Annotated in this window: 14 protein-coding genes and 1 pseudogene; 9 read left to right on the forward strand and 6 right to left on the reverse strand. The window is 73.1% G+C overall.

The window, feature by feature from the left end; all coding sequences use genetic code 11:
- Positions 1-28 precede the first annotated feature (28 nt).
- The 3 genes from ACGFT2_RS27325 to ACGFT2_RS27335 are packed head-to-tail and all read right to left on the reverse strand — an operon-like array spanning position 29 to position 1,378.
- Entirely contained in the window at positions 29-208 is a 180-nt protein-coding gene (locus ACGFT2_RS27325; RefSeq protein ID WP_393282944.1) for a hypothetical protein, read from the reverse strand.
- Positions 205-981: an SDR family NAD(P)-dependent oxidoreductase gene (locus tag ACGFT2_RS27330; protein WP_393282945.1), complete on the reverse strand. Its 777-nt coding sequence runs from the start codon at positions 979-981 to the stop codon at positions 205-207. The genes ACGFT2_RS27325 and ACGFT2_RS27330 overlap by 4 nt, the downstream gene beginning before the upstream one ends.
- Positions 982-1,039: 58 nt before the next feature.
- Positions 1,040-1,378, reverse strand: a complete 339-nt coding sequence (locus tag ACGFT2_RS27335) for a YnfA family protein (RefSeq protein ID WP_393282947.1) — start codon at positions 1,376-1,378, stop codon at positions 1,040-1,042.
- A gap of 123 nt (positions 1,379-1,501) precedes the next feature.
- On the opposite strand from ACGFT2_RS27335, the gene ACGFT2_RS27340 reads away from it, so the two are divergent.
- The 6 genes and pseudogenes from ACGFT2_RS27340 to ACGFT2_RS27365 all read left to right on the forward strand — a co-directional run bounded on the left by ACGFT2_RS27340 (position 1,502) and on the right by ACGFT2_RS27365 (position 6,604).
- Positions 1,502-1,978: a hypothetical protein gene (locus tag ACGFT2_RS27340; protein WP_393282949.1), complete on the forward strand. Its 477-nt coding sequence runs from the start codon at positions 1,502-1,504 to the stop codon at positions 1,976-1,978.
- Positions 1,979-2,104: 126 nt separating this feature from the next.
- Positions 2,105-2,317, forward strand: a pseudogene (locus tag ACGFT2_RS27345) (zinc-binding dehydrogenase); the annotation flags it as partial.
- Between the two features lie 141 nt (positions 2,318-2,458).
- Positions 2,459-3,544 carry an LLM class flavin-dependent oxidoreductase gene (locus ACGFT2_RS27350; RefSeq protein ID WP_393282951.1) on the forward strand — a complete coding sequence of 362 codons (1,086 nt, stop codon included), beginning with the start codon at positions 2,459-2,461 and terminating at the stop codon, positions 3,542-3,544.
- Positions 3,541-4,113 (forward strand): FMN reductase, encoded by a 573-nt coding sequence (locus ACGFT2_RS27355; RefSeq protein WP_393282953.1) that lies wholly within the window; start codon positions 3,541-3,543, stop codon positions 4,111-4,113. The genes ACGFT2_RS27350 and ACGFT2_RS27355 overlap by 4 nt, the downstream gene beginning before the upstream one ends.
- A gap of 244 nt (positions 4,114-4,357) precedes the next feature.
- Positions 4,358-5,134, forward strand: coding sequence for a response regulator transcription factor (locus ACGFT2_RS27360; protein WP_393282954.1), 777 nt, complete (start codon positions 4,358-4,360; stop codon positions 5,132-5,134).
- Positions 5,135-6,604 carry an ATP-binding protein gene (locus ACGFT2_RS27365; protein WP_393282955.1) on the forward strand — a complete coding sequence of 490 codons (1,470 nt, stop codon included), beginning with the start codon at positions 5,135-5,137 and terminating at the stop codon, positions 6,602-6,604.
- 300 nt (positions 6,605-6,904) lie between these two features.
- Here the strand turns inward: ACGFT2_RS27365 and ACGFT2_RS27370 are convergent, their stop codons facing one another.
- Together ACGFT2_RS27370 and ACGFT2_RS27375 are read right to left on the reverse strand one after the other, a co-directional pair.
- Positions 6,905-7,174, reverse strand: a complete 270-nt coding sequence (locus ACGFT2_RS27370) for a hypothetical protein (protein ID WP_393282957.1) — start codon at positions 7,172-7,174, stop codon at positions 6,905-6,907.
- 353 nt (positions 7,175-7,527) lie between these two features.
- Entirely contained in the window at positions 7,528-8,421 is an 894-nt protein-coding gene (locus ACGFT2_RS27375; RefSeq protein WP_393282958.1) for a LysR family transcriptional regulator, read from the reverse strand.
- A gap of 80 nt (positions 8,422-8,501) precedes the next feature.
- Between ACGFT2_RS27375 and ACGFT2_RS27380 the strand changes: the two genes are divergently transcribed.
- Together ACGFT2_RS27380 and ACGFT2_RS27385 are read left to right on the forward strand one after the other, a co-directional pair.
- Positions 8,502-9,515, forward strand: a complete 1,014-nt coding sequence (locus ACGFT2_RS27380) for an EamA family transporter (protein WP_393282960.1) — start codon at positions 8,502-8,504, stop codon at positions 9,513-9,515.
- 314 nt (positions 9,516-9,829) lie between these two features.
- Positions 9,830-10,534, forward strand: coding sequence for an NAD(P)-dependent oxidoreductase (locus ACGFT2_RS27385; RefSeq protein ID WP_393282962.1), 705 nt, complete (start codon positions 9,830-9,832; stop codon positions 10,532-10,534).
- Positions 10,535-10,705: 171 nt separating this feature from the next.
- On the opposite strand, the gene ACGFT2_RS27390 is transcribed toward ACGFT2_RS27385, so the two are convergent.
- The gene (locus ACGFT2_RS27390; protein ID WP_393282965.1) at positions 10,706-11,419 is read right to left on the reverse strand and encodes a hypothetical protein; all 714 of its coding nucleotides are present in this window, start codon (positions 11,417-11,419) and stop codon (positions 10,706-10,708) included.
- A gap of 305 nt (positions 11,420-11,724) precedes the next feature.
- On the opposite strand from ACGFT2_RS27390, the gene hemL reads away from it, so the two are divergent.
- Positions 11,725-13,041 carry a glutamate-1-semialdehyde 2,1-aminomutase gene (gene hemL, locus ACGFT2_RS27395; protein WP_393283472.1) on the forward strand — a complete coding sequence of 439 codons (1,317 nt, stop codon included), beginning with the start codon at positions 11,725-11,727 and terminating at the stop codon, positions 13,039-13,041.
- The last annotated feature ends 11 nt before the right edge of the window (positions 13,042-13,052 follow it).

Below are 13,052 nucleotides of genomic sequence, written 5' to 3' on the forward strand. Positions count from 1 at the left end.
TCTTCCGCCGGCCCCCCGCACCCCGCCCTCAGGGCGGGCCGGAACCGCACCGGCCCGCCCTGTTGCGCGTGCCGGACCGCGTAGCGCGGACGACGGCCGGGAAGTGGATGCCGAAGAGACGGCAGGCGAGGAAGTACCAGACCCGGCGTTGGTCCTTCGTCACCCGGGCCAGGCGGCGTTCTGCCAGGGAGTGCCCGGCGGACGTCACCGCTCCCGGTGCACCTTGGTGTTGGAGGCCTGGGCGCGGGGGCGGACGACGAGGAGGTCGATGTTGACGTGGCTGGGGCGGGTGACCGCCCAGGTGATCGTCTCGGCCACGTCGTCGGCGGAGAGGGGCTCGGCGACGCCCTCGTAGACCTTCGCCGCCTTCTCCGTGTCCCCGCCGAAGCGGGTGAGCGCGAACTCCTCCGTCCGCACCATGCCGGGCGCGATCTCGACGACCCGGACCGGCCGGCCGACGATCTCCAGGCGGAGGGTCTCGGCGAGCACATGGGCACCGTGCTTGGCCGCGACGTAGCCTCCGCCCCCCTCGTACGTGCCGTGGCCCGCGGTCGAGGAGACGACGACGACCACGCCGTCCCCGCTCGCCTCCAGCTTCGGCAGCAGGGCCTGGGTGAGGTGCAGGGTGCCGAGGACGTTCGTCTCGTACATCGTGCGCCAGTCCGCCGGGTCTGCGGTGGCCACCGGGTCGGCCCCCAGGGCGCCGCCCGCGTTGTTGACGAGGATGCCCACCGTCTCGAAGGCCGTGGCGAACTCGTCGACAGCGGCGCGGTCCGTCACGTCCAGCGGGTACGCCACCGCCGAGTGGCCCGCCCGCGTCAGCTCCTCGGCGAGCGCTTCGATGCGGTCCTTGCGGCGGGCGGTGAGGACGACGCGGTAGCCGGACTCGGCGAGCTGCCGGGCGGTGGCGGCGCCGATGCCGCTGCTCGCACCGGTGACGACGGCGATGCGGGAGGCGACGGACGGGGCTGCGGTGGCCATGGGCTGCTCCTGGGGTCGGAACGCGGTCGGGTCCTGTTCCGTCCAGCGTAGGCGAGCCTCAGACGCCGTTCCTCGGGGCCCACATGATCACGGCCATGCCGGCGAGGCAGATCAGCGCGCCGGCGAGGTCCCAGCGGTCGGGGCGGAAGCCGTCGGCGACCACGCCCCAAAGGATCGAGCCGGCCACGAAGATCCCGCCGTAGGCGGCGAGGATGCGGCCGAAGTGGGCGTCCGGCTGGAAGGTGGCGACGAAGCCGTACGCGCCGAGGGCGAGAACGCCTCCCGTGATCCACAGCCAGCCGCGGTGCTCGCGCACGCCCTGCCAGACCAGCCAGGCCCCGCCGATCTCGAACAGCGCGGCGAGGACGAACAGGGCGGCTGAGCGGAGGATCGGCATGGGGGCAGCTTCGCACGCGGCCGGCGTGTCACCTGTTGGAGGGCGCCTGGCCTTCGGCTCGCGTGGCATACATCCGTACGGCAGGCGGGAACGCGGGCGTGCGGCGGCGAGGAGTGGTGCGCGGTGGCGAAGGGGATGCGGGTGCGGGCGTGGGTGGTGTCCGGGGTGTGCGCCGGTGCCGCCATGGTGCCCGGCACCGGGACGGCCGCTCCGGCCCCGGAGGCCGACCTGGCCTATCACGGGACCGCGGTGATGACCGGGGACCAGGTGGAGGTGCGTCTCACCCCGCGCAACGACGGGGCCGTCGCCATCGCCGACGCCACGGTGCGGCTGCGCTGGCCGGTGGCGCTGGCGGAACGGCAGCGGCTGCCCGGCCGGTGTGCCCGCGAGGACGAGCGGACGGTGCTGTGCGGGACCGGGGCGCTGGCCGTCGGCGCGGCGGGGGAGCAGTTGCGCGTGCCGGTACGGCTGCGGGAGCCGGCGCCGGAGCTGACGCTGGAGCTGGAGACCGCCTGGAGCGGGGACGTGGTCGACAAGGACCGCACGAACGACCAGCTGAAGGTGCTGGTGCTGGCCACGGGGGACGCGTACGCCTTCTGAGCCCGCGGACCGGCCGGGTCCGGCCGGCTGAACCCGTCCCCCCCCCGACCGGACCGACGGCTGGGGCGGGATTTCGCCGGCCGGGCTCATGGACCGGGCGACGCCCCCCGCCGAGTCCGCGGATAACCCGGCCCGCGGCCCGCCTCCGCACGCGGGGTGCGGACCACGGCCGTGGCGGTGACCGCGGACGGGGCGCGGCTGGCGGAGCTGGTCCGGCTGGTGGACGAGGGGGTGCCGACCCTGCGGGTGGCCGGGACCTTCGGCCTCGCGGACGCGGCCGAGGCGCCCGCCCGGCCGGCCGGAGGAGGGGTGCGGGGCCGGCTGGTGCGGGTGCACTGAGTGCGCCGGGCCCCTGGTGGGCGGGCTGGTGCGGGTGCCCTGAGGGCGCCGGGCCCCTGGTGGGCGGGCCGGAATATCCGGGGCCCGGGGACCGTTGGCGGGATATAGTTGAACCGTCAACAAGCTGGAGGGTGAGCGACCATGCAGTTCGGGATCTTCACGGTCGGCGACGTCACGCCGGACCCCACCACGGGGCGCACCCCGACCGAGCGCGAGCGGATCAAGGCCATGGTCGCCGTCGCGCTGAAGGCCGAGGAGGTCGGCCTGGACGTCTTCGCGACCGGTGAGCACCACAACCCGCCGTTCGTGCCGTCCTCACCGACCACCATGCTCGGCTACATAGCGGCCCGGACGGACCGGCTGATCCTGTCCACCTCCACCACCCTGATCACCACCAACGACCCGGTGAAGATCGCCGAGGACTACGCGATGCTCCAGCACCTGGCCGACGGGCGCGTCGACCTGATGACGGGCCGCGGCAACACCGGGCCGGTGTACCCCTGGTTCGGCAAGGACATCCGGGACGGCATCGACCTCGCCATCGAGAACTACGCGCTGCTGCGCCGCCTGTGGCGCGAGGACGTGGTCGACTGGGAGGGCAAGTTCCGCACGCCCCTGCAGGGGTTCACCTCGACGCCCCGCCCGCTGGACGGCGTACCGCCGTTCGTCTGGCACGGCTCGATCCGCTCCCCGGAGATCGCCGAGCAGGCCGCGTACTACGGCGACGGCTTCTTCCACAACAACATCTTCTGGCCCGCCGACCACACCAGGCGGATGGTCGACTTCTACCGGACCCGGTACGCCCACTACGGGCACGGCACACCCGAGCAGGCGATCGTCGGACTGGGCGGCCAGGTGTTCATGCGCCGCAACTCGCAGGACGCGGTGCGCGAGTTCCGGCCGTACTTCGACAACGCGCCGGTGTACGGCCACGGGCCCTCGCTCGAGGACTTCACCGAGCAGACACCGCTGACGGTCGGCTCCCCGCAGCAGGTCGTCGAGAAGACGCTGGCCTTCCGCGAGTACGCCGGTGACTACCAGCGCCAGCTGTTCCTGATGGACCACGCGGGGCTGCCCCTGAAGACCGTGCTGGAGCAGCTCGACCTGCTCGGCGAGGAGGTCGTACCGGTGCTGCGCAAGGAGTTCGCCGCGGGGCGCCCGGCGGCCACGCCCGAGGCCCCGACCCATCGGTCGCTGCTCGCCGCGAAGGAGGCGACCACCGTATGAAGCTCGTCGTCGTGTCCGCGGGGCTGAGCGTCCCGTCCTCCACCCGGCTGCTGGCCGACCGGCTGGCCGCCGCGGTGGACCGGCGGACGCCGGTGGACGTCCAGGTGGTCGAGCTGCGCGACCTCGCGGTAGAGATCGCGCACAACTTCACCAACGGGTTCGCCGGTACGGCCCTGACCGCCGCGCAGGAAGCGGTGGCGGGGGCGGACGGGCTGATCGTCGTCACGCCGGTGTTCAGCGCGTCGTACAGCGGACTGTTCAAGTCGTTCTTCGACGTGCTGGACAGGGACGCGCTGGCCGGGAAGCCCGTGCTCGTCGCGGCCACCGGGGGTTCGGGCCGGCACTCGCTGGTGCTGGAGCATGCGCTGCGTCCGTTGTTCGCCTACCTGCGGGCCGTGGTGATGCCGACCGGCGTCTACGCCGCGTCCGAGGACTGGGGCGCGGAGGGGCTGGCCGAGCGGATCGAGCGGGCGGCGGAGGAGCTGTCCGCCGCCCTGCCGAGGACCGCGCGGCGGGCCGAGGCCGCCGTCGTGCCCTTCGCCGAACGGCTGGCGGCGCTGCGGCCCTGACCCGGCACCGGCCGGGCGGGCCGGGGGCTGCCGGTCCTGGTCGCTGTCGCCGCCGGGCGCCCCGCCGGTTCCGGTTGCCGCCCCGGCCGGATCCGGGAGCTGCCGGTCCGGGTGCCGGTCCGGGGTGCTGTCCCGGGCGGGCGGACGTCATGGCCGGGCGGTGACGGTGAGAGGGCGGTAAAAAGGCCGATCGCGGGTTCGCTCGGCCCGGCCGGACCGCCGGGGGCCTTGGCAGACTGGAGGCGTGCCCCAGACTGTGCTGCTCGCCGAAGACGACCGTGCCATCCGCCATGCCCTGGAGCGTGCCCTGACGCTGGAGGGGTACGAGGTGACGGCGGTCGCCGACGGCGTCGAGGCGCTGGCCCAGGCGCACAAGAACCCGCCGGACGTGCTCCTGCTCGACGTGATGATGCCGGGCATCGACGGCCTGCAGGTCTGCCGGGTGCTGCGCGCCGAGGGCGACCGCACCCCGATCCTCATGCTCACCGCCCTCGTGGAGACCGCCGACCGCATCGCGGGCCTGGACGCCGGGGCCGACGACTACGTGGTCAAACCGTTCGACGTGGAAGAGGTCTTCGCCCGGCTGCGGGCCCTGCTGCGCCGTACCAGCCCGGCGCCCGCCCCGGCGAGCGACGCCGACCTCGGCGGCGGTCACGGCGGCGGCCACGGCATGGACCGCGGCGGCGCGGAGCCCGGCCGGCCCGACGTCCAGGTCTCCGACCGGCAGCTCGAGGCCGCCGGGATCCGCATGGACCTGCAGGCCCGCCGGGCCTGGCGCGGCAGGCGCGAGCTGGAACTGACCCGCACCGAGTTCGAGCTGCTGGAACTGCTCGTGCGCAACGCGGGCATCGTGCTCGACCACTCGACGATCTACGACCGGATCTGGGGCTACGACTTCGGGCCCGGCTCCAAGAACCTCGCCGTCTACGTCGGCTATCTGCGCCGCAAGCTGGACGGCCCCGGCGCCCCGCAGCTCATCCACACCGTCCGTGGCGTGGGTTACGTGCTGCGGGAGGACTGAGTGGGCCGCCCGCGCAGGCCGCCGGTCCCGCGCCGGCCCAAGCTCGTGTCCCTGCGCACCACCTTCGCCGTGTCCTTCGCGGCCGTCACCGCCGCCGTCACGATCCTCGTCGGCATCCTCTCCTACGGCTCCGCCGCCCGGCTGGTCCGGGTCGACCAGCAGTCGGTGTTCACACAGGTCGTGCAGGACGTCCAGGACGAGGTACGGCAGCACGCGATGGTCCCGGAGGACTTCTCCTCCTCCCGTCCGGGGCACGACCTGGTCCGGCCCGCCCGCACCGACGTCCAGGTGCTCGGTGCGCGGGGGCAGATCGTGGACCACGGCAGCCCGGTACTGCCCGTCACCTCGCACGACCGGGCCATGGCCGTCGCGCGGACGGCCGGGGAGGTCGCTCAGCACAAGGACGTACGGGTCGACGAGGACCTGTTCCGCATCGCCACCGTCTCGCTCGGCGACGGCCGGGGCGCGGTCCAGGTGGCGCAGGAGTTCAGCGACACCGAGGACCTGCTGCGGGCGCTGCAGCAGCGCACGCTGATCCTGATGGCGGCGGTCGTGGTCGGCGCCGGTCTGTTCGGCTGGTGGCTGGCCCGGCGGATCACCCGGCGGCTGGTGATCCTGACGTCCGCCGCGGAGAACGTGGCCCGGACCAGGCAACTGGGTATCCAGGTGCCGGTGGCGGGACTGGACGAGGTGGGGCGGCTCGGGCGCGCCTTCGACCGCATGCTGGGCCGGCTCGCCCAGTCCGAGGAGGACCAGCGGCGGCTCGTCCAGGACGCGGGGCACGAACTGCGTACGCCGCTGACGTCTCTGCGGACCAACATCTCGCTGCTGCGCCGGATCGACGAACTCCCGCCGGCCACCCGGGAGGACCTGGTCGCCGACCTCACTCAGGAGGCCCGGGAACTGACCGACCTGGTCAACGAGCTGGTCGACCTCGCCGCCGGGCAGTCCGACGCCGAGCCGCCGCAGCGGGTGGACCTCGCCGACATCGCCGAGGACGTGGTGGGACTGGCCGGACGGCGCACCGGCCGGGAGATCGTGCTGCGGGCGAGCGGTGACACGACGACCGACGGACGGTCCGGGATGCTCCAGCGGGCCCTGTCCAACCTGGTGGAGAACGCGGCCAAGTTCGACAGGGACGGCACGGCGCCGATCGAGGTCGCCGTCACCGGGCCGGCGCGGCCGGGGACCGTGCGCGTGGAGGTGCTGGACCGGGGGCCCGGGATCGCCGACGGCGACCTCATCCGCATCTTCGACCGCTTCTACCGGGCAGCCGACGCGCGGTCCCTGCCGGGTTCGGGGCTCGGCCTCTCCATCGTCCGCGAGGTCGCGATGGCCCACGGCGGAGCACCGTTCGCCTACCGGCGCGAGGGCGGCGGGGCGGTCATCGGCTTCACGGTGGGCGGCGGATTCGGGGGGAGCGGCGGATTCGCGGGGAGCGGTGGCGGTGCGCGGGGCGGGGGCGGCTGAGGACGCTCCGGCGCGGACCGCGGCAGAGGCGGGAGGCCGGCCGCCGACAGCGACAGCGACAGCGGCAGCGGCAGAGGCGGCGGCAGCGGCAGAGGCGGCGGCAGCGGCAGGAGGCCGGCCGCCGGCTGCCAGGGGCCACCGGCCGGCTGTCAGCGGCCACTCGCCCGTAAGGGGTAAGCCGCAGGCGTCAGAGACTTGCCGTCAGCCGTCAGCCGTCAGCCGTCAGCCGTCAGCCGTCAGCCGTCAGCTTGCAGAGGCTGGCCGTCGTCCGGCGCCGTCCGGCCCGTCCGTCGCCGGCCGTCAGCCGTCGGTACGGCGCCGGGCCGCCGCAAGGGACCAGGCCAGGTTGCCCACCGCCGCCCCGGCCGCCACCACGGCGACGATCACCCCGCCGGTCGCGAGGCCGTCGCTGAACAGGTGCGGGCGCCGGTCGAGGCTGTGCAGCCCGAAGCCGCACAGCTCGTACACACCGACCGCGGCGATCACCAGGCTGACGACCAGCACGGTCAGCGTCGGGGCGAGACTGCGGACACCGACCTGCGCAGTGGGTTCCGCTTCCGTGTCCTGCATGGCTCCCCCGATGAACAGACGTGTGACCGCTGGCGGTTGGGAACCTACAATACGTAGGGTCGGCGACTCCGATGCCGTGCGGATCCGCACCAGCGTGCCATGGAAGGCGGCGCCGGGTGGGCCGACCGCACCACGCCGGGCGTATCGGGCGTGCCCCCGTGACCCGCCGTGGCCCTCACGGGTGACGATGTGGCGGCTGCGGTGATGACCCGCACGGTGATGACCCCGCACGGTGATGACGGAGTGCGGTGATGACCCCGCACGGTGATGACGGAGTGCGGTGCTGACGGCGTGCGGTGCGTCGATCGGCACGGCTCCGTGTGACGTACGGACCGAGATGCCGAGGCGTCGGGCTACCGGTCCCGGAGGCGGACCCCGAGGACGTCGAGCATCGCCCGGGTGGCCGGGCTGGGGTTGAACCGGCTCCACACCAGATACTCGACGCGGTGCGGTCCGTCGACCACCGGGACCAGCGCCAGCTCGGGGTCCTCGGCGGCCACCGGCCGGATGAACGCCGACGGCAGCAGCGCGACACCGAGCCCTCGCGTGATCAGCCGGGTGATCAGCTCGACGACACCGGCCTCGTACGCGACGTCCCGGACCAGGCCCGCGGCGGCGAACGCCCGGTCGGACTGGGCCCGGCCGGGCGTCCCGTGCACGAAGTCCACGAAGGTCTCCCCGGCGATCTCCCGGAGCGTGACCCGGTCGGCGCCCGCCAGCCGGTGCCCGGCCGGCACGACCAGCACGTGTTCGTCGTGATCGAGTACGACGGTCTCCATGCCGGAAGGCCGTTCGCCCTCCGGCAGGCCGAGGAAGGCGATGTCCAGGTCACCGGTCCGGACCGCCGCCGCCAGTTCGTCGCTGCGTCCGGAGCGCAGGACGACGCGCACGTCCGGGTGCTGGGCACGGTACCGCTGGAGCAGCTCGGGTACGTCCACGGCGGCCGTGGTCACGATCACGCCGACGGCGAGCCGGCCGCGCACCACGCCGGTCGCGGCGGCGGCGTCGGCGACCGCCCGGTCGGCGGCGGCCAGGCACTCCCGCGCGCCGACCAGGAACGCCGCTCCGGCGCTGGTCACCTCCACGCGACGACTGGACCGGGCGAACAGCCTGACCCCCAGCTCTCCTTCGAGGTCGGCGATCCCGTGACTGAGCGACGACTGCACCACGGAACAGCGCTCCGCGGCGCGCGTGAAGTTGCGGGTTTCGGCGACGGCGACGACGTACCGCATCTGCTGGAGGTCCATACGATCAATCGTCATCATGCATTGCTGTGATGGCAACCATGCTTTGGAGCCATGCGGGGTCATTGCCGAGACTTCGTGGCATGAACTCCTCGACCGAGCGGACACCGGGCCGACTGCGCGGCGCGTCCGCGCAGCAGGTGGCAACCGTCGCACTGACCGCACTCGCTCCCGCCTCGTGGGGCACCACCTACGTCGTGACCACGGAGCTGTTGCCGCCCGGGCATCCGCTGTTCGCCGGGCTGATGCGCGCCCTGCCCGCAGGGTTGATCGGACTGGCGATCACCCGGGTGTTCCCGCGCGGGGACTGGTGGTGGAAGGCCGCCGTGCTCGGCGTGCTCAACATCGGTGCGTTCTTCCCGCTGTTGTTCCTGACGGCGGAACGACTGCCCGGCGGTGTCGCCGCCACGCTCGGCGCCGCCCAGCCGCTGCTGGTCGCCGGCCTGGCCGTCGTACTGCTCCGGGACCGGCCGACTGCCTGGCGACTGGCCTGGGGTGTGCTCGGTGTGCTCGGCGTCGGGCTGGTCGTGCTCGGTCCGCAGGCCCGGCTGGACGCGGTCGGGGTACTCGCCGGTCTGGGCGGTACGGCGGCCATGGGCGCCGGGGTCGTCCTCACCAAGCGCTGGGGCCGTCCCGAGGGTGTCGGACCGATGGCTCTGGCCAGCTGGCAACTGACGGTCGGTGGACTGCTGCTGCTCCCGCTCACCCTGTCGACCGAGGGGATACCGCAGCGGATCGACGCCGGCGCCGTCGGTGGCTACCTGTGGCTGGGCAGCATGGGCGGGCTGATCGCGTACACGCTGTGGTTCCGGGGGATCGGCCGGCTGCCGGTCGGCGCGTCCGCTCCGATGGTGCTGCTGTCTCCGGTGGTCGCGACCGTCATCGGCATCGCACGGGGCGAGTCGCTGAGCGTGCCGCAGACCCTGGGCCTCCTCCTTGCCCTGGCCGCCATGCTGGCCGCCCAGCTCGCCCCGCCGAACCTGTCGGCCCGGCACGCACCGCGGAGCGGTCGGAGGCCAGGACGCGAACGAGCAGCCGAGCCGCAGGAACCCGGGCCGACCGAGGACCAGCGGATCCGGGAGGGCCAGATCCGATGAAGGTGACACGGATGAAGGCGGCACCGATGAAGGCAAGTTCGGCGGTAGTGGATTCGATGGGGTCGGACGGGACGGAGGCTGGTTCGGTGAGGTCGGACGGGACGGAGGTTGGTTCGGTGAGGTCGGACGGGACGGAGGTTGGTTCGGTGACGGTGGTTTCGGCGGAGGCTGGTTCGGTGACGGCGGGTTCGGCGGAGGCTGGTTCGGTGACGGCGGGTTCGGCGGAGGCTGGTTCGGCGATGACGGGTTCGGCGGCGGCGGTTGGTTCGATGGCGGGCGGCTCGGCGGAGGCCGGCCCGTTGGAGGCGGGCTCGATGAGCGCGGGTCCGGTGCGGTCACGGAGGACGATCGCCGTCATCGGTGCCACCGGCATGGTCGGCAGCCGGGTGATCGACGAGGCCGCCGCACGCGGACACCGGGTGCTCGCCCTGTCCCGCAGGGCCGCGAGTGCGGATCGGGCGGACCTCGACGTGACGCCGGTCGCGGTCGATGCGCGGGACCCGCAGGCCGTACGCGAGGCGCTCACGGGTGCCGCGTCGACCGGCGCGGCGGACGCCGTCGTGCTGGCCCTGCGGACCGTACCGGTCGACGAGGAGTTCCTGGTCGGAGCCACCCGCACGGTGCTGGACGTCGCCGCGGAACTGGGGATCCGCGTTCTCGTGGTCGGCGGCGCCGGTGCGTTGCGCAGCCCCGGCGACCGGGATCTGCTGGTCGCCCACAACCCCGCGTACGTGCCCGTCGAAGTGCGGTCCGTCGCCGCCGCCGGCATAGCTCAGCTGCGGACCTGCCGGGCCCATGCCCACGACGACTGGAGCTACCTGAGCCCGCCGGCCCTGCTGCAGCCCGGCGAACGGACCGGCCGCTACCGGCGCGGCACCGACACCCTGCTCACCACCGCCGACGGAGGCTCGTGGATCAGCGCCGAGGACCTGGCCGTCGCCGTGCTCGACGACCTCGAAACGCCGGGCCGCGAACACCACATCACGGTCGCCCACCACGACGAGTCCGCACAGGCCTGAGACCGGCCGCGGCCGCGGCCCGCGCCCCGTGCCCGATACGGGCCACGGGGCGCGTCCGCGTATGCCGAGGGGTGCAGGCGGGCGCGTCGTCGCAGCGGGTGGACGGCGACCGGGACAGCGACGTCGAGGAACATCGCCGGCCCGCTCCGTCCCCGTCTCCGCGCCTTCGGATCAGGGCCACACCAGGCAGTACGGCTGATGCCCGGCCTCGTGCAGCCGGTGGCTGAAGTCCTGCCACTCGTGCAGCAGCTGGTACACGTTGAACGCGTCGCGGGGGCCGCCGCGGTCCGGGACCGTCGACCAGATGAAGGCCGCCGCGCCGACCGCTTCCTCGCCTATCCCGCGCAGGGGGTCGACGACCGTCATGGGGAGTTTGACGACGGCGTAGTCGGGGTGCAGGACGACCAGTTCGAGGGGCGGCACCTTGTGCAGGGGTACGCCCTCGATGCCGGTCAGCACCATCGCGGCCATGGTCTCCGGCTTGATCTTGGTGAACATGCCGTTCATGCCCAGCTCGTCGCCGCCGAGCTCCTCGGGGCGCATCGAGATGGGGACCCGGGCCGCGGTCGCGCCGTCCGGCGCCCCGAAGTATTTGTACGTCACCCCCACCCGACCACCATTCCTGCTCTCCGCCCGCGGGCGATCGGCCCGGTGGTCGAGCCGGCGGTCGACCGGTCGGTCCAGCCGGCGGTCCAGCTGCTGGTCGATCTCACGGTCGAGCTGCCGGTCGTACCGCTCAGGCTCACTCGGTACACCCTGTGTCTGACGTGCGTCAGTCTGACGTGTTTCGGTCGCTTCCTCCGCGTCGCGCCGGTGCCTTCCCCGCCGGGCACGCCGAGGACCCAGGTCATCGGTCCCCTCGCCCAGTCCGCCACCGCGATGCATATCTCCACCCGACTGCTTTTCTAGGACGCGTGGCCCCCGCCGCGCAACCCGATCATCGTGTCAGTGACCTCCCCCACGGCCGCACGCCGAAACGTGCGGTGGAACAACAGTCCACGGGGAACTACCGGCCCCTGATCATTACGTGCGTATGAGCTGTGTGTATCAGGTCTCAGTCTCGCAGATGGCGGATGGCACCGCTTTGATCACGAGGTGGACCGCGGTCCGTCCGGGGCGCGGCCTACCCTGAGGGGGTCACCACGCAACCGGAGTCCGAGAAGTCGGAGAAGTCGCACGTCATGAGTGCCCTGAGCGAAACGCCCTATCCCTACGATGCGCCGGCCTCCCAGGCGCTCTTCGACCGCGCCTCCGTCGTCACGCCCGGCGGCGTGAACTCCCCGGTGCGCGCCTTCCGCGCCGTCGGCGGCACCCCGCGGTTCATGGTGTCCGGGAAGGGGGCCTGCCTCACCGACGCCGACGGGCGCGAGTACGTCGACCTCGTGTGCTCCTGGGGGCCCATGATCCTCGGACACTCCCACCCCGAGGTCATCGCCGCCGTCCAGGAGGCGGTGGCCCGCGGCACGTCCTTCGGCACGCCCGGTGAGGGCGAGGTCGCGCTCGCCGAGGAGATCGTCGCCCGGGTGGCCCCCGTGGAACAGGTCCGGCTGGTCAGCAGCGGGACCGAGGCCACCATGTCCGCCATCCGCCTCGCCCGCGGATTCACCCGGCGGACCAAGGTGATCAAGTTCGCCGGCTGCTACCACGGGCACGTGGACTCGCTGCTGGCCGCGGCGGGCAGCGGTGTCGCGACCTTCGCGCTGCCCGACACCCCGGGCGTCACCGGCGCCCAGGCCGGCGACACGATCGTGCTGCCGTATAACGACCTGGAGGCCGTGCAGGAGGCCTTCCACCGGCACCCGGGCGAGATCGCCTGTGTCATCACCGAGGCCTCGCCCGGGAACATGGGCGTCGTGCCGCCGGAGCCGGGGTTCAACCAGGGGCTCCGGGACGCCTGCCACAAGAACGGCGCCCTGTACATCTCGGACGAGGTGATGACCGGGTTCCGCACCAGCAGGAGCGGCTGGTACGGGGTCGACGGTATCGCGCCCGACCTGATGACCTTCGGCAAGGTCATGGGCGGCGGCTTCCCCGCCGCCGCCTTCGGCGGCCGCGCCGACGTCATGGCCCACCTCGCCCCGGCCGGGCCCGTCTACCAGGCCGGCACCCTCTCCGGGAACCCGGTCGCCACCGCCGCGGGGCTCGCCCAGCTGCGGCTCCTCGACGACGCCGCCTACGAGAAGGTGGACGCGGTCTCCGCGCAGATCCAGTCCCTGGTCACCGAGGCGCTGAGCAAGGAGGGGGTCGCGCACCGGCTGCAGAGCGCCTCCAACATGTTCTCGGTGTTCTTCACCGACCGGCAGGTGCGGAACTACGAGGACGCCAAGCGGCAGGAGTCGTTCCGCTTCACCGCGTTCTTCCACTCGCTGCTGTCGAACGGCGTCTACCTGCCGCCGTCGTCCTTCGAGTCCTGGTTCGTGTCCACGGCCCACGACGAGCGGGCCATCCAGAAGATCGCCGACGCCCTTCCGGCGGCGGCCCGGGCGGCTGCGGAGGCCACCGCGTGAGCAACAGCACC

Origin of the sequence: Streptomyces sp. NPDC048514, from assembly GCF_043199955.1 — a bacterium.
Lineage (GTDB): Bacteria > Actinomycetota > Actinomycetes > Streptomycetales > Streptomycetaceae > Streptomyces.